This is a genomic window from Burkholderia plantarii (genome assembly GCF_001411805.1).
In the GTDB taxonomy this organism is placed as follows: Bacteria; Pseudomonadota; Gammaproteobacteria; order Burkholderiales; family Burkholderiaceae; genus Burkholderia; species Burkholderia plantarii.
Window position 1 is genome coordinate 88,735 of sequence record NZ_CP007212.1, and the last position, 20,670, is coordinate 109,404.

At 70.8% G+C, this 20,670-nt stretch carries 15 protein-coding genes; 9 read left to right on the forward strand and 6 right to left on the reverse strand.

What is annotated here, in order from left to right:
• The first annotated feature begins 55 nt into the window (after positions 1–55).
• From putA to bpln_RS00395, 4 genes are all read left to right on the forward strand, one after another.
• A complete protein-coding gene (gene putA, locus bpln_RS00380; RefSeq protein WP_042623496.1) occupies positions 56–3,979 on the forward strand; it encodes a trifunctional transcriptional regulator/proline dehydrogenase/L-glutamate gamma-semialdehyde dehydrogenase in 3,924 nt (1,307 codons plus the stop codon).
• Positions 3,980–4,064: 85 nt separating this feature from the next.
• Positions 4,065–5,207 carry a branched-chain amino acid ABC transporter substrate-binding protein gene (locus bpln_RS00385; protein WP_042623497.1) on the forward strand — a complete coding sequence of 381 codons (1,143 nt, stop codon included), beginning with the start codon at positions 4,065–4,067 and terminating at the stop codon, positions 5,205–5,207.
• Between the two features lie 285 nt (positions 5,208–5,492).
• Positions 5,493–6,647, forward strand: coding sequence for a pyridoxal phosphate-dependent aminotransferase (locus tag bpln_RS00390; protein ID WP_042623498.1), 1,155 nt, complete (start codon positions 5,493–5,495; stop codon positions 6,645–6,647).
• A 44-nt stretch (positions 6,648–6,691) separates the two neighbouring features.
• Positions 6,692–7,495 carry a transporter substrate-binding domain-containing protein gene (locus bpln_RS00395; protein ID WP_055137843.1) on the forward strand — a complete coding sequence of 268 codons (804 nt, stop codon included), beginning with the start codon at positions 6,692–6,694 and terminating at the stop codon, positions 7,493–7,495.
• Between the two features lie 42 nt (positions 7,496–7,537).
• Here bpln_RS00395 and bpln_RS00400 read toward each other — a convergent pair whose 3' ends face one another.
• Both bpln_RS00400 and cadR read right to left on the reverse strand, forming a co-directional pair.
• Positions 7,538–8,149, reverse strand: coding sequence for a PadR family transcriptional regulator (locus bpln_RS00400; RefSeq protein WP_055137844.1), 612 nt, complete (start codon positions 8,147–8,149; stop codon positions 7,538–7,540).
• Between the two features lie 97 nt (positions 8,150–8,246).
• The gene (gene cadR / locus bpln_RS00405; protein ID WP_055137845.1) at positions 8,247–8,678 is read right to left on the reverse strand and encodes a Cd(II)/Pb(II)-responsive transcriptional regulator; all 432 of its coding nucleotides are present in this window, start codon (positions 8,676–8,678) and stop codon (positions 8,247–8,249) included.
• 82 nt (positions 8,679–8,760) lie between these two features.
• Between cadR and bpln_RS00410 the strand changes: the two genes are divergently transcribed.
• The gene (locus tag bpln_RS00410) at positions 8,761–11,208 is read left to right on the forward strand and encodes a heavy metal translocating P-type ATPase (RefSeq protein WP_148653915.1); all 2,448 of its coding nucleotides are present in this window, start codon (positions 8,761–8,763) and stop codon (positions 11,206–11,208) included.
• Between the two features lie 195 nt (positions 11,209–11,403).
• On the opposite strand, the gene bpln_RS00415 is transcribed toward bpln_RS00410, so the two are convergent.
• Positions 11,404–12,042 (reverse strand): AraC family transcriptional regulator, encoded by a 639-nt coding sequence (locus bpln_RS00415; RefSeq protein WP_244131971.1) that lies wholly within the window; start codon positions 12,040–12,042, stop codon positions 11,404–11,406.
• Positions 12,043–12,348: 306 nt separating this feature from the next.
• On the opposite strand from bpln_RS00415, the gene eat reads away from it, so the two are divergent.
• The 3 genes from eat to eutC are packed head-to-tail and all read left to right on the forward strand — an operon-like array spanning position 12,349 to position 15,985.
• Entirely contained in the window at positions 12,349–13,755 is a 1,407-nt protein-coding gene (gene eat / locus bpln_RS00420; RefSeq protein ID WP_042623502.1) for an ethanolamine permease, read from the forward strand.
• Between the two features lie 41 nt (positions 13,756–13,796).
• Positions 13,797–15,194 (forward strand): ethanolamine ammonia-lyase subunit EutB, encoded by a 1,398-nt coding sequence (locus tag bpln_RS00425; protein WP_055137846.1) that lies wholly within the window; start codon positions 13,797–13,799, stop codon positions 15,192–15,194.
• The gene (gene eutC, locus bpln_RS00430) at positions 15,191–15,985 is read left to right on the forward strand and encodes an ethanolamine ammonia-lyase subunit EutC (RefSeq protein WP_055137847.1); all 795 of its coding nucleotides are present in this window, start codon (positions 15,191–15,193) and stop codon (positions 15,983–15,985) included. Before bpln_RS00425 ends, eutC begins: the two co-directional genes overlap by 4 nt.
• 31 nt (positions 15,986–16,016) lie before the next feature.
• Here eutC and bpln_RS00435 read toward each other — a convergent pair whose 3' ends face one another.
• The 3 genes from bpln_RS00435 to adh form a co-directional block, all read right to left on the reverse strand.
• Positions 16,017–16,847, reverse strand: a complete 831-nt coding sequence (locus bpln_RS00435) for an NAD(P)-dependent oxidoreductase (RefSeq protein WP_055137848.1) — start codon at positions 16,845–16,847, stop codon at positions 16,017–16,019.
• Positions 16,848–16,884: 37 nt separating this feature from the next.
• Positions 16,885–17,478, reverse strand: a complete 594-nt coding sequence (locus bpln_RS00440) for a hypothetical protein (RefSeq protein ID WP_055139413.1) — start codon at positions 17,476–17,478, stop codon at positions 16,885–16,887.
• Between the two features lie 262 nt (positions 17,479–17,740).
• Complete coding sequence (adh, locus tag bpln_RS00445; protein WP_042623506.1) at positions 17,741–19,261, reverse strand: aldehyde dehydrogenase; 1,521 nt, start codon at positions 19,259–19,261, stop codon at positions 17,741–17,743.
• Positions 19,262–19,607: 346 nt separating this feature from the next.
• On the opposite strand from adh, the gene bpln_RS00450 reads away from it, so the two are divergent.
• Positions 19,608–20,666 carry a helix-turn-helix domain-containing protein gene (locus bpln_RS00450; RefSeq protein WP_420807348.1) on the forward strand — a complete coding sequence of 353 codons (1,059 nt, stop codon included), beginning with the start codon at positions 19,608–19,610 and terminating at the stop codon, positions 20,664–20,666.
• The last annotated feature ends 4 nt before the right edge of the window (positions 20,667–20,670 follow it).

A 20,670-nucleotide genomic window follows, 5' to 3' on the forward strand; every position in this document is an offset into this window, starting at 1 on the left:
TTCCGCGAGTCTCATCCACGCGACCGCCGGCTCCAGCCCGGCACAAAAAGGAATCATGGCAAGCACCACCCTAGGCGTCAAAGTCGACGATCTGCTTCGCTCGCGTCTCAAGGACGCCGCCGCGCGACTGGAGCGCACCCCCCACTGGCTGATCAAGCAGGCCATCTTCGCGTACCTCGAACGCATCGAGCACGGCCAGCTGCCGGCCGAGCTGTCGGGCCGCAGCGGCTTCGCCGAGCTGGCCGACAGCCAGGCCGACGCCGAAGACGGCGCCCCGCACCCGTTCCTCGAATTCGCGCAGAGCGTGCAGCCGCAGTCGGTGCTGCGCGCGGCGATCACCGCCGCGTACCGTCGCCCGGAACCCGAGTGCGTGCCGTTCCTGATCGGCCAGGCGCGGTTGCCGGCCAACCTCGCCAGCGAGGTCCAGACGATGGCGGGCAGGCTGGTCGAGACGCTGCGCACCAAGAGTTCGGGCGGCGGCGTGGAAGGGCTGATCCACGAATTCTCGCTGTCGAGCCAGGAAGGCGTGGCGCTGATGTGCCTGGCCGAGGCGCTGCTGCGGATCCCCGATCGCGCCACGCGCGACGCGCTGATCCGCGACAAGATCAGCAAGGGCGACTGGCGCTCGCACGTCGGCCATGCGCCGTCGCTGTTCGTCAACGCGGCCACCTGGGGGCTGATGATCACCGGCAAGCTGGTCACGACCAACAGCGAGGCGGGGCTCTCGTCGGCGCTCACGCGCATGATCGGCAAGGGCGGCGAGCCGCTGATCCGCAAGGGCGTGGACATGGCGATGCGCCTGATGGGCGAGCAGTTCGTGACCGGCGAGACGATCTCGGAGGCGCTCGCCAACAGCCGCAAGTACGAGGCGCGCGGCTTCCGCTACTCCTACGACATGCTCGGCGAGGCCGCTACCACCGAGGAGGACGCGCTGCGCTACTACGCGTCCTACGAGCAGGCGATCCACGCGATCGGCAAGGCCGCCGGCAGCCGCGGCATCTACGAAGGCCCGGGCATCTCGATCAAGCTGTCGGCGCTGCACGCGCGCTACTCGCGCGCGCAGCAGGACCGCACCATGACCGAGCTGCTGCCGCGCGTGCGTGCGCTCGCGCTGCTGGCGCGCCGCTACGACATCGGCCTGAACATCGACGCCGAGGAAGCGGACCGCCTCGAGATTTCGCTCGACCTGCTCGAGGCGCTCTGCTTCGATCCGGAGCTGACCGGCTGGAACGGCATCGGCTTCGTGGTGCAGGCGTACCAGAAGCGCTGCCCGTTCGTGATCGACTACCTGATCGATCTGGCGCGCCGCAGCCGTCACCGCCTGATGATCCGGCTCGTGAAGGGCGCCTATTGGGATTCGGAGATCAAGCGCGCGCAGGTGGACGGCCTGGAGGGCTATCCGGTCTACACGCGCAAGATCTACACCGACGTGTCGTACCTGGCCTGTGCGAAGAAGCTGCTCGGCGCGCCCGACGCGGTCTATCCGCAGTTCGCCACGCACAACGCGCACACGCTCTCGGCGATCTATCACCTGGCCGGCCAGAACTACTACCCGGGCCAGTACGAGTTCCAGTGCCTGCACGGCATGGGCGAGCCGCTCTACGAGGAAGTGACGGGCCGCGACAAGCTGAACCGGCCGTGCCGCGTCTACGCGCCGGTCGGCACGCATGAAACGCTGCTTGCGTATCTGGTGCGCCGCCTGCTCGAGAACGGCGCGAACACCTCGTTCGTGAACCGGATCGCCGACAAGACGGTGGCCGTGAAGGATCTGGTGGCCGATCCGGTCGAGGAATCGGCGCGCATCGTGCCGCTCGGCGCGCCGCACGCGAAGATCCCGCTGCCGCGCCAGCTCTACGGCGATTCGCGCGCCAACTCGATGGGCCTCGACCTGTCGAACGAGCACCGGCTCGCGTCGCTGTCGTCGGCACTGCTGACGAGCGCGCACCACCCGTGGCGCGCCGCGCCGCTGCTGGCCGACGAGGCGCTGGCCGACGCGCCGGCGCGCGAGGTGCGCAATCCGGCCGACCAGCGCGACGTGGTGGGCACCGTCAGCGAGGCGACGCCCGAGCACGTCAGCGCGGCGCTCGCGCACGCGGTGTCGGCCGCGCCGATCTGGCAGGCCACGCCGGTCGAGGCGCGCGCCGACTGCCTGGCGCGCGCCGCGGACCTGCTCGAGGCGCAGATGCACACGCTGATGGGCCTGGTGGTGCGCGAGGCGGGCAAATCGCTGCCGAACGCCGTGGCCGAGATCCGCGAGGCGATCGACTTCCTGCGCTACTACTCGGCGCAGATCCGCGACGAGTTCTCGAACGACACGCATCGCCCGCTCGGTCCGGTGGTCTGCATCAGCCCGTGGAATTTCCCGCTGGCGATCTTCATGGGCCAGGTGGCCGCCGCGCTGGCGGCCGGCAACACGGTGCTGGCCAAGCCGGCCGAGCAGACCCCGCTGATCGCGGCGCAGGCCGTGCGCCTGCTGCGCGAGGCAGGCGTGCCGGCCGGCGCGGTGCAACTGCTGCCCGGCGACGGCGAGACGGTGGGCGCGGCGCTGGTGTCGGATCCGCGCACGCGCGCCGTGATGTTCACCGGCTCGACCGAGGTCGCGCGCCTGATCAACAAGGTGCTGGCGGCCCGGCTCGACCCGGACGGCAAGCCGATCCCGCTGATCGCCGAGACCGGCGGCCAGAACGCGATGATCGTCGATTCGTCGGCGCTGGCCGAGCAGGTGGTGGCCGACGTGATGAACTCGGCGTTCGACTCGGCCGGCCAGCGCTGCTCCGCGCTGCGCGTGCTGTGCCTGCAGGACGACGTGGCCGACCGTACGCTGACGATGCTGAAGGGCGCGATGCACGAGCTGTCGCTCGGCAACCCGGACCGACTGTCGACCGATGTCGGCCCGGTGATCGACGCCGAGGCGAAGCGCACCATCGACACGCACATCGCCGCGATGAAGGACAAGGGCCATGCGGTGACCCAGCTGCCGATGCCGGATGGCTGCGCGCAGGGCACCTTCGTGCCGCCGACGCTGATCGAGATCGGCAGCATCGACGAGCTGAAGCGCGAGGTGTTCGGCCCGGTGCTGCACGTGGTGCGCTACCGCCGCAGCGCGCTCGACAAGCTGCTCGACCAGGTGCGCGCGACCGGCTACGGGCTTACGCTCGGCATCCACACGCGCATCGACGAGACCATCGCACACGTGATCGGCCGCGCGCACGTGGGCAACATCTACGTGAACCGCAACGTGGTGGGCGCGGTGGTGGGCGTGCAGCCGTTCGGCGGCGAGGGCCTGTCGGGCACCGGCCCGAAGGCGGGCGGCGCGCTCTACCTGCAGCGCCTGCTGGCCACGCGTCCGGCCGGGCTGCCGAAGTCGCTGGAGGCGTCGCTGATGGTCGATGCGCCGGTGGACGGCGAGTCGGGTGATAATCCGTCCTCGGCGCTGGCCGCGCTGCGCGACTGGCTGATCGAACAACGCGAGCCGGCGCTCGCCGCGCGCTGCGAGAGCTATCTGGCGCACGTACTGGCGGGCGCCACCGCGGTACTGCCGGGGCCGACCGGCGAACGCAACACCTACACGCTCGGCCCGCGCGGCACGGTGCTGTGCGTGGCGGCGACCGCCAGGGGCGCGCGCGCGCAGCTTGCGGCGGTGCTGGCCACCGGCAACCGCGCGCTGTTCGCGGGCGCCGCGGGCGAGGCGCTGGCCGCCGCGCTGCCGGCCGCGCTGAAGCCATATGCGGGCGTGCGCAAGCAACCCGATGCGAGCTTCGACGCGGTGCTGTTCGAAGGCGACAGCGACGAGTTGCTGGCGCTCGTGAAGGAGGTGGCGCAGCGCCCCGGGCCGATCGTGTCGGTGCAGGGCGTGGCGGCGGGCGCCTTCGAGAACGGCGACGAGGATTACGCGCTGGAACGCCTGCTGACCGAGCGCTCGGTCAGCGTGAACACCGCGGCGGCAGGCGGCAACGCGAACCTGATGACGATCGGCTGAGCGATCCCGGCTGGTTGGCATGACGAAACGGAAGCGGCAAGGCAAACCCGAAGTCGCTCCACTTACCCTGGTATTAGGAGAAGCTATGCAACACACGATGAAAAAAGTGGCAGGCGCAACGTTCGTTGCCGTTATGTCGCTGGCGGGGACCGCATACGCGGAAGACGTGAAGATCGGCTTCGCGGCGCCGATGACGGGAGCGCAGGCGCACTACGGCAAGGACATGCAGAACGGCATCGTGCTGGCGATCGAGGACTTCAACGCGACGAAGCCCGTGATCGGCGGCAAGCCGGTGACGTTCGTGCTCGACACGCAGGACGACCAGGCCGACCCGCGCACGGGTACCACGGTCGCGCAGAAGCTCGTCGACGACGGTATCAAGGGCATGCTGGGTCACTTCAACTCGGGCACCACGATCCCGGCCTCGCGCATCTACGCGAACGCCGGCATCCCGGAAATCGCCATGGCGACGGCGCCTGAGTACACGATGCAGGGCTACAAGACCACGTTCCGGATGATGACGTCCGACACGCAGCAGGGCTCGGTGGCCGGCGCGTTCGCGGTGAAGGATCTGGGCATGAAGCGGATCGCCATCGTCGACGACCGCACCGCCTACGGCCAGGGCCTTGCCGACCAGTTCGAGAAGGCCGCCAAGGCAGCCGGCGCGACCATCGTCGATCGTGAGTTCACGAACGACAAGGCCGTCGACTTCAAGGCGATCCTGACCAAGCTGAAGGCCGCCAAGCCGGACCTGATCTATTACGGCGGCGCCGACTCGCAGGGTGCGCCGATGGTCAAGCAGATGAAGTCGCTCGGCATCGCCACGGCACCGCTGATGAGCGGCGAGATGGTGCACACGCCGACCTTCCTGAAGATCGCCGGTGATGCGTCGGACGGCACGATCGCGTCGCTCGCGGGCCTGCCGCTGAACGACATGCCGGGCGGCAAGGCCTACGCCGACAAGTACAAGAAGCGTTTCGGCGAGGACGTGCAGACCTACTCGCCGTATGCCTACGATGGCGCGATGGCGATGTTCAACGCGATGAAGAAGGCCGACTCGACCGATCCGGCCAAGTACCTGCCGGTGCTGGCGAAGACCGACATGGCCGGCGTGACCTCGACGCACATCGCCTACGACTCGAAGGGTGACCTGCGCAACGGCGGCATCACGATGTACAAGGTCGTGAAGGGCGAGTGGGTGCCGCTCAAGAGCATCGGCGGCAAGTAAGCATGGATTGAACGGCTGACGGGCACCGCGCGCCGCCGCGCGCGGATGTTTCGGAATCCGTTGCATCGGGCCGGCCGCCGGGCGCGCATCGCGCGTCCCGGCGGCCGGCCTTTTTTCATGGTCGCGCGCCGTGCCGCCTGAGCGCTCGATCGATGCGCCCTGCCATGCGTTTTCCTCATCGCGGGCATGCATACGATTCGGTTGCGCGCGGAAATTGTCCTTGGCTAAATCGACCGGTACCAGGCAGGCCTGCCGGCCCGCGTCCCTTCGACCGTCGAGACGACCATGCAGAGCGCCACCACGCCCCGCTCCAAACTGCCGGACGTCGGCACCAACATCTTCACCGTGATCGGCCGGCTCGCCGCCGAGCACGACGCGCTGAACCTCGCGCAGGGCGCGCCGAACTTCGCGCCCGATCCCGCGCTCGTCGAGCGCGTGGCGCGCGCCATGCGCGACGGCCACAACCAGTACGCGCCGATGCCGGGCGTGGTGGCGCTGCGCGAGGCGCTCGCGGCGAAGACCGAGCGCCTGACCGGCGCGCGCTACGATCCGGGCAGCGAGATCACCGTGGTGGCGAGCGCGAGCGAGGGGCTCTACGCGACCATCAGCGCGCTCGTGCATCCCGGCGACGAGGTGCTCTACTTCGAGCCGTCGTTCGACAGCTACGCGCCGATCGTGCGCCTGCAGGGCGCCGTGCCGGTGGCGATCAAGCTCTCGCCCGAGACGCTGCGGATCGACTGGGACGAGGTGGCCGCCGCGCTGACGCCGCGCACGCGCATGATCATCGTCAACACGCCGCACAATCCGACCGCCACCGTGTTCGGCGCCGGCGATCTCGCGCGGCTCGAACGGCTCACGCGCGACACCGGCATCGTGATCCTTTCCGACGAGGTCTACGAGCACATGGTCTACGACGGCGCGCCGCATCACGGCATGGCGAGCCGGCCCGAGCTGGCCGGGCGCAGCGTGATCGTGTCGTCGTTCGGCAAGTCGTTCCACGTGACCGGCTGGCGCGTGGGCTACTGCCTCGCGCCGGCGCTGCTGATGGACGAGATCCGCAAGGTGCATCAGTTCATGGCGTTCGCGGCCGACACGCCGATGCAGGTCGCGTTCGCCGAGGCGCTGGCCGAGCCGCAGAGCTATCTCGGGCTCGCGCCGTTCTACCAGCGCAAGCGCGACCTGCTCGCGCGCGAGCTGGCCGGCTCGCGCTTCGAACTGCTGCCGAGCGAGGGCACGTTCTTCATGCTCGCGCGCTTTCGCCATCTCAGCGACGAGCGCGACGGCGATTTCGTGCTGCGGCTGATCCGCGAGGCACGCGTCGCGACCATCCCGCTGTCGGCCTTCCACGCCGACGGCACCGACACCGGCGTGATCCGGCTCAGCTTCGCGAAGGACGACGCGACGCTCGTGGAAGGCGCGCGACGCCTGAGCGCCTTCTGAGCCGCGCCGCCCCGAACCCCGACCCTCATGCAGGAGAGACCACGATGAACCGATGGAACCCGCGCGCGGCGCTCGCGCTGGCCTGCGCCCTGGCGTGCGGCCTCGCCGCCGGCGGCGCGCTGGCGGCGCAGCCGCAGGCAACGCTGCGCTTCGGCGTCGAGGCGCAGTACGCGCCGTTCGAATCGAAGGCGGCCGACGGCACGCTGCAGGGCTTCGACATCGACGTCGGCAACGCCGTGTGCCGGGTCGCGCAGTTGTCGTGCAGATGGGTCGAGACCTCGTTCGACGGACTGATTCCGGCACTGCAGGGTCGCAAGTTCGATGCGATCAATTCGGCGATGAATGCCACCGAGCAGCGCCGCCAGGCGATCGCGTTCACCACCATCATCTATCGCGTGCCGACGCAGCTGATCGCGCGCAGCGCCAGCGGGCTGCTGCCCACCCCCGAATCGCTCGCGGGCAAGCGGGTGGGCGTGTTGCAGGGCTCGATCCAGGAGACCTACGCGAACGCCCACTGGGCGAACGCGGGCGTGACGGTGGTGGCCTATCAGGATCAGAACCAGGTGTATGCGGATCTCGTCTCGGGTCGCCTCGACGCCACGCTGGTGCTCGCGCCGGCCGGCCAGCGCGGATTCCTGTCGCGGCCCGACGGCAACGGCTTCGGCTTCGTCGGCCAGCCGGTGCGCGACGACCGCATCCTCGGCAGCGGGATCGGCTTCGGGCTGCGCAAGGGCGACGACGCGCTGAAGGCGCGCCTCGACGACGCGATCGACAAGCTCAAGGCCGACGGCACCGTGCGGGCGCTCGGCCGCAAGTACTTCGGCGATATCGACATCTCGGCGAAGTAACGGCGGCGGCGCGGCCGGTGCCGGCCGGCCGCCGGGTTCGCTTCATTCGGCGTCGGATTGCGCGAGGCGCTCGGCCACGTCGCGCAGCCACGCCTCGCTCCAGGTCAGGGCGCCCGCCCTCAGGTGTTCCACCACGCTGCGGACCCAGCCGAGTTCGGTTTCGACCGTGGCCTGCAGCAGTTCGCCCTCGAGCAGGAACAGGCGCGGGATCTGCATCGCGAGCGCGGCGTTGCGCGCGGCGTCGAGGCGTTCGAGTTCTTCCTCGAGCGCGCCGATCCGCGCTTCGAGCTGGCGGCGCGCATCCTCGACGGACAGCAGCGGCAGCACCGACAGCGCCACCGGGAACGCCGGGAATTCGCGCGCGGGGCGCGCGAGCTGTTCGCGCAGCCAGGCGCGCGCGCAGTTGCGGCCCGCGTCGGTGATCGCATAGACGATGCGCTCCGGAAACATCCCGTCGCGCTCGGTTTCGTGGACCACCACGAGCCGTTCGCGCAGCAGCCGGTCGAGCGTCTGGTAGAGGCTGTTGCGCTGGCGCACGTTGATCACGTCGTCCTTGCCGCGCAGCTTGATCAGCTGCTGGATGCGGTAGGCGTGCATCGGCGCTTCGGTCAGCATCGCGAGCACCGCGAGCGCGAGGGGTGAGAATTTCGGCATGTTTCCCGCGTGATGTCCATCGTCAAAAAATGACTGGTTATTTTATGACTGGTGATGGACGGGCACAAGATGGACGCGGGGAAACCGCGGCTCCGGCTCAGCCGACGTGGGTGCGCCTGGCGGGCGCCTCCGGCGTTTCCATCGTGGCGAGACCATGCACGATTCCGCAGTCCTCCACCGTGTGTTCGCCCTGGCACTGGTCGCGCAGGTCGGTGAGTTGCGCCTTCAGGTGCTGCAGTTCGACGAGCCGCGCGTTCACGTGGCCGATGTGCTCGTCGAGCAGCGCGTTGATCGAATCGCAGCGCTCGGACGGGCCGTCGGTGAGGCGCAGCAGCGCGCGGATCTCGTCGTGCGTCATGTCGAGCGCGCGGCAGTTCCGGATGAAACGCAGGCGCTCGACGTGGATCTCGGTGTAGCGCCGGTAGTTCGCGTCGGTCCGCTCCGCGTCCGGCATCAGGCCCTCCTTCTCGTAGAAGCGGATCGTATCGGGCGTGCAGCGGGCGGCTTTCGCGAGTTCGCCGATCTTCATTGCAATCTCCTGTCGGAAGCGGTTGACCTTGAAGTGACTTCAGGGTGTTAACTGTACACCGTCAAGCGAACAGGAGAAGGTCATGGCCCAGGCGAACGAGCTGTCCGAAGTGGGGGAGGCCGACGCGGCGGTGCCGCGCAAGGCGTCGGCGTGCTGCGGTGGCGCCGCGCATGCGCATGATGCGCCGCGGGCCGGGGCGTGTTCGCACGATCATGACGATGATCACGCGTCGGGCCATTCGCACGGCCACGACCACGGCCATGCGTCGGGCCACGAGCACTCGCACGATCACGGCGGCGCGTCGGGCCACGCACATTCGCATGATCACGACGACCACGACCACGACCACGGCGCCAGCTGCTGCGCGCCCGCCGCGCTCTCGCTCGCGCCGCTGCCGGGTACGAGCCGTCTCGCCGACGGCAGCGAGCGCACCGCGTTCCGCATCATGCAGATGGACTGCCCGACCGAGGAGACGCTGATCCGCAAGAAGCTGGGCGGCATGGCCACGGTCACCACGCTCGATTTCAACCTGATGCAGCGGATGCTGACGGTGGTGCATGCGCCGGGAGCGGCCGACGCGGTGGCCGCCGCGATCCGCTCGCTGGGCATGACGCCCGAGGCGGCCGGCGCCGATGCCGCCGCCGGCGGCGCGCCCGCGCCCGAGGCCAAGCCGCTCTGGCCGCTCGTCGCGGCTGGCGCGGCGGCGCTCGGCTCCGAGGCGCTGACCTGGGCCGGCCTGCCGATCTGGCTCGCGGCGCTGCTCGCGGTGGCCGCCGTCGCGCTCTGCGGCCTGACCACCTATCGCAAGGGCTGGATCGCGATCCGCAACGGCAACCTGAACATCAACGCGCTGATGAGCATCGCCGTGACGGGCGCGATGGTGATCGGCCAGTGGCCCGAGGCCGCGATGGTGATGGTGCTGTTCACGATCGCCGAACTGATCGAGGCGAAGTCGCTCGACCGCGCGCGCAACGCGATCCAGGGCCTGATGCGGCTCGCGCCCGACACGGCCACGGTGCGCCGGCCCGACGGCAGCTGGGCACCGATGGCGGCCGCCGAGGTCGCGCTCGGCGCGATCGTGCGCGTGCGTCCGGGCGAGCGCATCGGGCTCGACGGCGCGCTCGTGGCCGGCCGCTCCACGGTGAACCAGGCGCCGATCACGGGCGAGAGCCTGCCCGTCGAGAAGGCGCCCGGCGACGCCGTGTTCGCGGGCACCATCAACGAGGCCGGTTCGTTCGAGTACCGCGTCACGGCGGTGGCCTCGAACACCACGCTCGCGCGCATCATCCACGCGGTCGAGGCGGCGCAGGGCGCGAAGGCGCCCACCCAGCGCTTCGTCGACCGCTTCGCGCGCGTCTACACGCCGATCGTGTTCGCGATCGCGTTGGTGGTGGCGATCGCGCCGCCGCTGCTGGCGGGCGGCGCGTGGCACGACTGGTGTTATCGCGCGCTGGTGCTGCTGGTGATCGCCTGCCCTTGCGCGCTGGTGATCTCCACGCCGGTGACGATCGTCTCGGGGCTCGCGGCCGCGGCGCGGCGCGGGATCCTCGTGAAGGGCGGCGTCTATCTGGAAGAGGGCCGCAAGCTCGGCTGGCTCGCGCTCGACAAGACCGGCACGCTCACGCACGGCAGGCCGGTGCGCACCGATGCCGAGCCGTTCGCGCGCGACGTCGAGCCGGCGCGCATCGCGTGGCTCGGCGCGAGCCTCGCGAGCCGCTCCGACCACCCGGTCTCGCAGGCGATCGCGACCGCGGCGGCGGCCGAGGGCGTGCGGGCGTTCGCCGAGGTCGACGGCTTCGAGGCGCTGCCCGGGCGCGGCGTGCGCGGCGAGATCGGCGGCGCGGCCTACTGGCTCGGCAATCACCGGCTCGCGGTCGAACTCGGCCGTGCCTCGGCGCCGCTCGACGCGCGCGTGGCCGAACTCGAGGCGCAGGGCAAGACCGTGGTGATGCTCGGCGACGCGGCGCGCGTGCTCGGCCTGTTCGCGGTGGCCGACACGGTCAAGGACACCAGCCGCGAGGCGGTGGCGCAGCTGCATGCGCTCGGCATCCGCACGGCGATGCTGACGGGCGACAACGCGCACACCGCCGCGGCGATCGCGCGCGAGGTCGGCATCGACGACGCGCGCGGCGGCCAGCTGCCCGAGGACAAGCTCGCGGCGGTGGCCGAGCTGGCGCGGCAGGGCCGCGCGGTGGGGATGGTCGGCGACGGCATCAACGACGCGCCCGCGCTCGCGCGCGCCGATATCGGCTTCGCGATGGGCGCGATGGGCACCGACACCGCGATCGAGACGGCCGACGTCGCGCTGATGGACGACGACCTGCGCAAGATCCCCGCGTTCGTGCGGCTCTCGCGCGCCACCCACCGCGTGCTGCTGCAGAACATCGGCTTCGCGCTGGTGGTGAAGCTGGTGTTCCTCGGGCTCACGCTGGCCGGGCTCGGCACGATGTGGATGGCCGTGTTCGCCGATGCGGGCGCGAGCCTGATCGTGGTCGCCAACGGCTTGCGGCTGCTGCGCGCGTCGCGCTGACGGAGGATGACATGGGGCAGCTCGCGAGATGGTTCGACCGGCTGCTGCACGGCCTGGCGCCCGGATCGCGCGCCGGACGCGGTGGCCGGTGCGGAGCGCCTGACAATGGAGCGCCCCGTGGCGGAGCGCTAAACGGCGGCGCGCCCGGCGGCAGCCCGGCACGCCCCGACTGCACCGCGAGCCGGCGCCCCGGATTCAAGCGGCTGCGCGCCGGCGATTCGAGCCCGCCCCCGGTCTGCCGACGCTGCCGCGCGCCGCTCGACCCGGCCGCGCGCTGGTGCGTGCATTGCGGGACGCGCATGCGCTGAACCGCGGACACGCGTCGAACCGGGCCGGCGCCGGTCGCGCGTCGCTCAGCGCAGCGGCACGGGCATCCCGGTCAGCGGCGCGGCCGGGCGGCGTGGTCCGTGGATCGTCCGCATCGATCTCGAACGACGGCGCCTCGGCCAGCGTGCGCCCCGACGCCGGCAGCCATTCCTGGAACAGCCGGCGATACGCGCCAGGCAGCGTCGGATACGGCCCCTGATGCAGGTACACGGCATGGAGCCCGCCCGCGATGGTCAGGCGCGTGACGGGCGGCGGCGTGTCCAGCGCGGCCGTGCCCGGGCCGAGCGCGAAGCAGGCGTGCGAGCGCAGCCGGTCGGCCGGCGTGGTGCCGGGATTGTCGTGGAAGGCGGCGAGGCGGCGCGCATGGGGGCCGAACAGCCCGCGCGCGCCGACCCGCGCGGCCGGCTGCGCGAACGCGCCGCCGATCCCGGGATACGGGCCGACGTGCACGATCGCCAGCACCTCGATCGGCGCCTGTTGCCGGATCTCGGTCCGACGGTTTGCCATGCGCGAATCTCCACGGATATCGGCGACCGGGCGGACGCCGGCGCCCGCGCATGGTACGAAACCGGCGCAATCCGCTGGATTCACGCAATCGACGCCAGTCGCGCCAACCACCGGAACGCCGCCGCGCGCGGGCCCGCTTCCTGCTCCGCGCCAATCACTTCGCTGACCGTAGCGTCCGCCATGTTTGCCGATTTTCGATAACGCGCGGATTTATGACTCTCTAGCATCGGTGGTCGATCACCCGTTCCCGCCGCGCCACATCTGGCGCGGCCGGCCCGAACGGGTTCCACCCAAGGAGAACACGCGATGCACGCAGAGTCGAACGGCCGTCCCGCAGCGGGCGGCGCGCCGGGGCCGGCGTTGAAGCAGACCCTCGGCACCTGGCAGCTGTGGGGGATCGCGGTCGGCCTCGTGATCTCTGGCGAATACTTCGGCTGGAGCTACGGCTGGGCCAGCGCCGGCACGCTCGGCTTCGTCGTCACGGCGCTGTTCATCGCCGCGATGTACACCACCTTCATCTTCAGCTTCACCGAGCTGACCACCTCGATCCCGCACGCGGGCGGCCCGTTCGCCTACGCGCGCCGCGCGTTCGGCCCGGCGGGAGGCTACCTGGCCGGCATCGCCACGCTGGTGGAGTTCGTGTTCGCGCCGCCCGCGATCGCGCTCGCGATCGGCGCCTACCTGCACGTGCAGTTCCCGTCGCTGGAGCCGAAGCACGCGGCGATGGGCGCCTACCTCGTATTCATGGCGCTCAACATCGTCGGCGTGCAGATCGCCGCCACCTTCGAGCTGATCGTCACGCTGTTCGCGATCTTCGAGCTGCTGGTGTTCATGGGCGTGGTGTCGCCGGGCTTCTCGTGGGAACACTTCTCGAAGGGCGGCTGGGGCGGCGCCGAGCACTTCTCGTCCGGCGCGTTCTCCGGCATGTTCGCGGCGATCCCGTTCGCGATCTGGTTCTTTCTCGCGATCGAGGGCGTGGCGATGGCCGCCGAGGAGGCGAAGAACCCGCGGCGCTCGATCCCGATCGCCTACGTGGCCGGCATCCTCACGCTGGTGGTGCTCGCCATCGGCGTGATGGTGTTCGCGGGCGGCGCGGGCGACTGGACGAAGCTCGCCAACATCAACGATCCGCTGCCGCAGGCGATGAAGACCATCGTCGGCGAGCACAGCGGCTGGATGCACATGCTGGTCTGGCTCGGCCTGTTCGGCCTGGTGGCGTCGTTCCACGGCATCATCCTCGGCTATTCGCGCCAGATCTTCGCGCTGGCGCGCGAGGGCTACCTGCCCGAATGGCTGGCCAAGGTCCACCCGCGCTTTCGCACCCCGTACCGCGCGATCCTCGCGGGCGGCGTGGTCGGCATCGCGGCGATCTACAGCGACGAGCTGATCCAGTTCGGCGGCCAGACGCTGACCGCGAACATCGTGACGATGTCGGTGTTCGGCGCTATCGTGATGTACATCGTCAGCATGGCCGCGCTGTTCAAGCTGCGCCGCAGCCAGCCGGCGATGGCGCGGCCGTTCCGCGCGCCGCTCTATCCGCTGTTCCCGGCGTTCGCGCTGGCCGCCGCGCTGGTGTGCCTCGCCACCATGGTCTATTTCAACGCGCTGGTCGCGCTGATCTTCCTGGTGATCGTCGGGCTCGGCTACGGCTATTTCATCGCGACGCGCGCGCAGCGCGCGGCCGCGCCGGCCGAGGCGCTGCTCGAGGAATGACGCGCGCCGACCGCGCCGACTGATTCGCAGGAGAGTTGCAGATGGCCCATACGGAGACGATCGGTTCGCGCACCTACCGCTTCGCGGACCTGAAGACGCTGCTCGCGCGCGCCAGCCCGCTGCGCTCGGGCGACCAGCTGGCCGGCATCGCGGCGGCCAGCGAGGAGGAGCGCGTGGCCGCGAAGATGGCGCTCGCGAACGTGCCGCTCAAGGCGTTCCTGAACGAGGCGCTGATCCCCTACGAACGCGACGAGGTCACGCGGCTGATCGTCGACACGCACGACGCGGCCGCGTTCGCCGAACTCGCGCACCTGACGGTGGGCGAGTTCCGCAACTGGCTGCTGTCGCCGGCCGCCGACGGCGCCGCGCTGGAGCGCGTCGCGCCGGGCCTCACGCCCGAGATGATGGCGGCCGTCTCGAAGCTGATGCGCAACCAGGACCTGATCGCGGCGGCCCGCAAGCGCCGCGTGGTCACGCGCTTTCGCAACACGGTGGGGCTGCCGGGGCGCATGTCGGTGCGGCTGCAGCCGAACCACCCGACCGACGACGTGAAGGGCATCGCCGCCTCGATGCTCGACGGCCTGATGTACGGCTCGGGCGACGCGATGATCGGCATCAATCCCGCCACCGACAGCCTCGCCGCGATCACGAAGCTGCTCGTGATGATCGATGCGTTCCGCGAGCGCTACCGCGTGCCGACGCAGTCCTGCGTGCTGACCCACGTCACCAACACGATCGCGGCGATCGAGCGGGGCGCGCCGGTGGACCTGGTGTTCCAGTCGATCGCCGGCACCGAGCAGGCCAACGCGAGCTTCGGCATCTCGCTCGCGCTGCTCGACGAGGCGCACGAGGCCGCGCGCTCGCTGAAGCGCGGCACCGTCGGCGACAACCTGATGTACTTCGAGACCGGCCAGGGCAGCGCGCTGTCGGCCAACGCGCATCACGGCGTGGACCAGCAGACCTGCGAGGTGCGCGCCTACGCGGTGGCGCGCCGGTTCCGGCCGTTCCTCGTCAACACGGTGGTCGGCTTCATCGGCCCCGAGTACCTGTACGATGGCAAGCAGATCATCCGCGCCGGGCTCGAGGATCACTTCTGCGGCAAGCTGCTCGGCGTGCCGATGGGCTGCGACATCTGCTATACGAACCACGCCGAGGCCGACCAGGACGACATGGACACGCTGCTGACGTTGCTCGGCGCGGCGGGCATCAACTTCATCATGGGCATCCCCGGTGCCGACGACGTGATGCTGAACTACCAGAGCACCTCGTTCCACGACGCGCTCTACGTGCGCGAGGTGCTGGGGCTGCGGCGCGCACCCGAGTTCGAGGAATGGCTGGAGGCGATGGAGATCGCCGACGCGAAGGGCGCGCTGCTGCCGGCCTCGGTGCGCACGCCGCTGCTGGCCGGGGCCGACGCGTGGATGGGGCTCGGCGCATGACGGACCCGGTCGAGAAGAACCCGTGGGGCGCGCTGAAGTCGTTCACGAACGCGCGCATCGCGCTGGGCCGCGCGGGCAGCAGCCTGCCCACCGCGCCGCTGCTCGCGTTCAACCTCTCGCATGCGCAGGCGCGCGACGCCGTGCATCAGCCGCTCGACGCCGACCGGCTGCGCGGCGAACTCGAGGCGGCCGGCTTCGCGACGCTGGCGGCCGACAGCGCCGCGCCCGATCGCCAGCATTACCTGCGGCGCCCCGACCTCGGCCGGCGCCTGTCGGATCCGAGCCGCGCGGCGCTGGGCGCGGCCGCCGGCGGCGCGGGCCAGCCCGATCTGGTGTTCGTGATCGGCGATGGACTGTCGGCGTTCGCGGCCGCGAAGCAGGCGCTGCCGCTGCTGAACGCGGTGCGCGGGCGGCTCGAGGCCGACGGCTGGAGGCTCGGCCCGGTGGTGGTGGCGCGTCAGGCGCGCGTCGCCCTCGGCGACGAGATCGGCGAGCTGCTGCGCGCGCGCTTCGTGGCGATGCTGATCGGCGAGCGGCCGGGGCTCAGTTCGCCCGACAGCCTCGGCGTGTATCTGACCCATGCGCCGCGGGTGGGCTGCCACGACGCGCAGCGCAACTGCATCTCGAACGTGCGGCCCGAAGGGCTGCCGCATGCCGCCGCCGCGCACAAGCTGCACTATCTGCTGACGCAGGCGCGGCGGCTCGGGCTGACGGGCGTCGGGCTCAAGGACGACAGCGACGCGCTGCTGCCGGAAGGTGCGGATCACGAACGGATCGACGCGCGGCGGTGACCGGAAGCCGTGGCCCGATTGCTTGGTTCGGTCACGACTCGCGGCCTTGCCCGAGCAGGGTCGCACGCAGGAAATCCGCCATCGCGGCCGGCGCGCCGGCTTGCCCGGACGCCTGCCGGAGCAGGTCGAGATCCTTCGCCGGAATCGCGTTGTCGCCGAACGGCGAGGCGCCCTCGGTGATCATCCGCGCGTAGTTCACGTAGACGGGCGAGGCGAACAGCGTGGACGTGTACAGGTTGGCCACCGCGCGCGGATCCAGTCCGGCGTGGCGCGCGAGCGTGAGGCCCTCTTCGAGCGCGGCGGCCGCGCAGAAGATCAGGAAATTGCCGATCAGCTTGACGGTGAGCGCGTGGCCGAACGCGGCGCCGAAATCGAATACCTGTTGCACGCCGAGCGCGGCGAGCACCGGGCGCACACGCTGCTTCGCCGCCTCCGGGCCGACGCAGGCGGCGATCAGCCGCCCGACGCGGGCCGCCTCGGGGCGCCCGAACACCGGCGCCTCCACCAGCGTGCAGCCGTGTCGCGCGTGCAGCGCCGCGATCCGCCGCGAGCCTTCGGGCGACAGCGTACTCATCGACACATGCACGCCGCCTTCGGCGAGCCGCTCGAGAAAGTCCTCGCTGCGCACCAGCGCCTCCACCGACGCATCGTCCCAGAGCAGGCTGATCACGACGCCGCCCGGCGGCACCGCGTCGGCGGCGCGCGGCGCCCACCGCGCGCCCTGCGCGAGCAGGTCGTCGGCCTTGCTGGCGGTGCGGTTGTGGACGCTCAGGCGGTAGCCGGCGTCGAGCAGGTTCTGCGCGATCGGCTGCCCCAGCGCGCCGAGTCCGATCAGGCCGATTGCCTCGCAAGCGTGATCCATCCGTGAGCTCGTTGGCGGGGAGGGGAGGGCGCGGCCGTCAGGACGCGCGCACGCGCTGCCGGCGCTTTTCGGTGACGACGATCGTCACCGCCGAGATCAGGAAGTACAGCGCACCGACGCAGGCGTAGCCGCCGATCCTCGTGATCGCCTGCGTGACGGGGGCATGCGCCTGCGCGAAGAAGGCGGCGCCCGCCAGCGCCGACTGCGCGCCGCTCAGGATCATCGGCCACTGGCCGCCGGCCGACTTCCAGCGGCGCAGGGCGGTGCCGAGCTGCAGCAGCCCCGCCACGATCGCCCAGGCGCCGAACACGCCCAACATACCGAGCCCGCCGCCGTCGCGCGACTGCAGCGCGACCACCACGGCCAGCGTGGCGGCGACGCTCATGACGAGATTGATCGCCTGGGTGCGGTTGGCGCCCGCTCCGCCGCTGCGCGACATGTCGATGCCGTTGGCGAGCGCGTCCCAGGCCGGGTAGATCACCAGCAGCACGGCGGCCACGGCGGGCGCCTGGCGGCCGATCGAAAAGGCCAGCGCGGCCCAGATCACGGAGAACGCGGTGCGCGTGAAGTAATAGCGCTTGAGCCAGGGCTCGTCCTGCGCGGGAAGGGAATGAGGGGAACGGTCCACGATGGCGACTCCGCTTCGTGTTGAAGAGGCGTCCAGCATCGCAGGCGGGTGCCGCGCACGGTATCGGTCGAATGACCGACGCCGGCGGGAAGGGCGGCGGCGCGTGGCGCGCGCATCACGCCCGGACGCGTCGCGCCGGACGCATCAGGCCACGCGCGTCGGGCCGGGTGCAAAAAAAAGCGCCGGCGATCCGCCGCCGACGCCTGTCCAAGTCCCCTTCCGCCGCCCGTCGTGGATCGATCGGCGGCGGCGGGGCGAACGCGAGTCAGAACAGGCCGGCCGGCTTGTCGCTGTAGCTGACCAGCAGGTTCTTGGTCTGCTGGTAGTGATCGAGCATCATCTTGTGCGTCTCGCGGCCGATGCCGGACTGCTTGTAGCCGCCGAACGCCGCGTGCGCCGGATAGGCGTGGTAGCAGTTGGTCCAGACGCGCCCGGCCTGGATGTCGCGGCCGAAGTGATAGGCGCGGTTGCCGTCGCGGGTCCAGACGCCGGCGCCGAGGCCATAGAGCGTGTCGTTGGCGATCTCGAGCGCTTCCGCCTCGTTCTTGAAGGTCGTCACCGACAGCACCGGCCCGAAGATTTCCTCCTGGAAGATGCGCATCTTGTTGTGGCCGCGGAACACGGTCGGCTTCACGTAGAAGCCGCTCGCCAGTTCGCCCGTCATGGTGTTGCGCGCGCCGCCCGTCAGGCACTCGGCGCCTTCCTGGCGGCCGATGTCGATGTAAGACAGGATCTTCTCCAGCTGCTCCTCGGAGGCCTGCGCGCCGATCATGGTCTGCGCGTCGAGCGGATGGCCCTGGCGGATCTTTTCCACGCGCTGCACGGCGCGCTCGATGAAGCGCTCGTAGATGCTTTCCTCGACCAGCGCGCGCGACGGGCAGGTGCAGACCTCGCCCTGGTTCAGCGCGAACATCGCGAAGCCTTCGAGCGCCTTGTCGAAGTAGCTGTCGTCGCGGTCCATCACGTCGGCGAAGAAGATGTTCGGGCTCTTGCCGCCGAGTTCGAGCGTGACCGGGATCAGGTTCGCGCTCGCGTAGCCGGCGATCAGGCGGCCCGTGGAGGTCTCGCCCGTGAACGCGATCTTGGCGATCCGCTTGCTCGAGGCGAGCGGCTTGCCGGCCTCGAGCCCGAAGCCGTTGACGATGTTGAGCACGCCGGGCGGCAGCAGGTCCTGGATCAGCTCGGCCCACACCAGGATCGAGGCCGGGGTCTGCTCGGCCGGCTTCAGCACCACGCAGTTGCCGGCCGCCAGCGCGGGCGCGAGCTTCCAGGTGGCCATCAGGATCGGGAAGTTCCACGGAATGATCTGGCCGACCACGCCGAGCGGCTCGTGGAAGTGGTAGGCCACCAGGTCGCCGCCGATGTCGGCGATCGAGCCTTCCTGCGCGCGCACGCAGCCCGCGAAATAGCGGAAATGGTCGATCGCGAGCGGGATGTCGGCCGCGGTGGTCTCGCGCAGCGGCTTGCCGTTGTCGATCGTCTCGGCCACCGCGAGGCGCGCGAGGTTCGCTTCCATGCGGTCGGCGATCTTGAGCAGGATGCCCGCGCGCTCGGCCGCCGGGGTCGCGCCCCAGGCGGCGCGCGCCGCGTGCGCCGCGTCGAGCGCGAGCTCGATGTCGGCCGCCTGCGAGCGCGGGATCGCGGTGAACGGCTGGCCCGTGACGGGCGAGACGTTGTCGAAATAGTCGCCGCCGACGGGCGGTATCCATTCGCCACCGATGAAGTTCCCGTATTGCTTGCGGTACGGGAATTCGATGTTCAGGTGTTGCATCTCGGCGTGATTCATCGTGTCGCTCCTCGCATGTTCGATATGGGAAAACGCTGCGGCGGCTCGTCGATCAAGCCGGCAGGGCCCGTTCGATACGCCAAAAGCGTGCCAGCCCGCCGCGCCGCGGTGCGCGGGCGGCACGCGCCGGTGCGGCGGCGCGGGCGCCGAATCGCGCCGCGCCGGCCGGATCCGGCTGTGCAAAATTGGCACGATCCAAGGGTGCGACGTTGTGCCGCTATTGAGCACTGCGCCGGGCGCCCGATCAGCGGGAACGGGGGATGGCGGCGGCGGAGGCCACTTCGATACCAGCCTGGTTTCGGCACGGGACTTGCATGATTCCGGCGATGGACGAGGGAGGGCAGCGATGAACGCAGCGAGCGGAGCGGGCCGGGCGTCGGCCGGCGGCGCCATGCCGGGCGCCGACGCCACGGCCGAGGACACGCGGCGCGGCGCGGACGGCGCCGACGCGCCGGCCGGACGCGCGGTGGTCAGCGTCGCGCACGACGCCGACGAGCAGGCGCGCAACCTGGTGGGCTGGCGCCAGACCTACGACCAGCTCGCGGCCGGGCGCTTCGTCGGCACGCTGACCGAGCTGCCGCTCGACACCATGAAGCTGTTTCGCGAAACCACCAGCCACACGCTGCGGCAGGCCTGCGAAGTGCGCGGCGACGCGTACTGGTTCGGGATTCCTGCGGTACCGGACGGCGGCGCACGGATCGACGCGCAGCCGATCGCGGCCGACGGCTTCGCCTGCCGGCCCGGCAACCTCGGGTTCGAGCTGCTGACGCCGGCCGCGTTCTCGATCTACGGCGTGGTGGTGCGCGGCGACGTGCTGCGCCGCTACGCGGAGCAGGTCGAGCACGCGGGCCTGGACGACCGTCTGCCGTGCCCGATGATCCACGCCGGCGGCGGGCGGCTCGCGCGGCTGCGCGCGCTGCTGGCCGCCTCGCTCGACGGCGCGGCGAGCCCGCGCGCGGCGCTGTCCGGCCGCGAGCGGCATGAACTGCAGGCGGCCGTGCTGGCGGCGCTGTTCGACGTCTGCGCGGGGCCGGACGCGGCGCGGCAGGCGGCCTCGGACGCGCTCGCGCCGGCGCGGCGGCGCCGGATCGTCGCGCAGGCGCGCGATTACGTGCTCGCGCATCGCGGCCGCGCGGTGGGCGTGCCGGAACTCTGCGAGCAGCTGCACGTGAGCCGCCGCACGCTGCAGAACTGCTTTCAGGACGTGCTCGGGATGGCCCCCGCCGCCTACCTGCGCGCCTTGCGGCTGAACGGGGCGCGGCGCGACCTGTGCGGCCGCGCGGCCGGTTCGGTGCAGGACGTGGCCGCCGCCTGGGGTTTCTGGCATCCGAGCCAGTTCGCGAACGACTACCGGCGCATGTTCGGGATGCGGCCGTCCGAGGCGTTGCGCGATGCGACGGTTTGAGGCG

Bases quoted from the DNA above. Each gene is read 5' to 3' on its own strand.
- putA (WP_042623496.1), top strand. From the start codon at position 56: ATGGCAAGCACCACCCTAGGCGTCAAAGTCGACGATCTGCTTCGCTCG.
- bpln_RS00385 (WP_042623497.1), top strand. From the start codon at position 4,065: ATGCAACACACGATGAAAAAAGTGGCAGGCGCAACGTTCGTTGCCGTT.
- bpln_RS00390 (WP_042623498.1), top strand. From the start codon at position 5,493: ATGCAGAGCGCCACCACGCCCCGCTCCAAACTGCCGGACGTCGGCACC.
- bpln_RS00395 (WP_055137843.1), top strand. From the start codon at position 6,692: ATGAACCGATGGAACCCGCGCGCGGCGCTCGCGCTGGCCTGCGCCCTG.
- bpln_RS00400 (WP_055137844.1), bottom strand. From the start codon at position 8,149: ATGCCGAAATTCTCACCCCTCGCGCTCGCGGTGCTCGCGATGCTGACC.
- cadR (WP_055137845.1), bottom strand. From the start codon at position 8,678: ATGAAGATCGGCGAACTCGCGAAAGCCGCCCGCTGCACGCCCGATACG.
- bpln_RS00410 (WP_148653915.1), top strand. From the start codon at position 8,761: ATGGCCCAGGCGAACGAGCTGTCCGAAGTGGGGGAGGCCGACGCGGCG.
- bpln_RS00415 (WP_244131971.1), bottom strand. From the start codon at position 12,042: ATGGCAAACCGTCGGACCGAGATCCGGCAACAGGCGCCGATCGAGGTG.
- eat (WP_042623502.1), top strand. From the start codon at position 12,349: ATGCACGCAGAGTCGAACGGCCGTCCCGCAGCGGGCGGCGCGCCGGGG.
- bpln_RS00425 (WP_055137846.1), top strand. From the start codon at position 13,797: ATGGCCCATACGGAGACGATCGGTTCGCGCACCTACCGCTTCGCGGAC.
- eutC (WP_055137847.1), top strand. From the start codon at position 15,191: ATGACGGACCCGGTCGAGAAGAACCCGTGGGGCGCGCTGAAGTCGTTC.
- bpln_RS00435 (WP_055137848.1), bottom strand. From the start codon at position 16,847: ATGGATCACGCTTGCGAGGCAATCGGCCTGATCGGACTCGGCGCGCTG.
- adh (WP_042623506.1), bottom strand. From the start codon at position 19,261: ATGAATCACGCCGAGATGCAACACCTGAACATCGAATTCCCGTACCGC.
- bpln_RS00450 (WP_420807348.1), top strand. From the start codon at position 19,608: ATGAACGCAGCGAGCGGAGCGGGCCGGGCGTCGGCCGGCGGCGCCATG.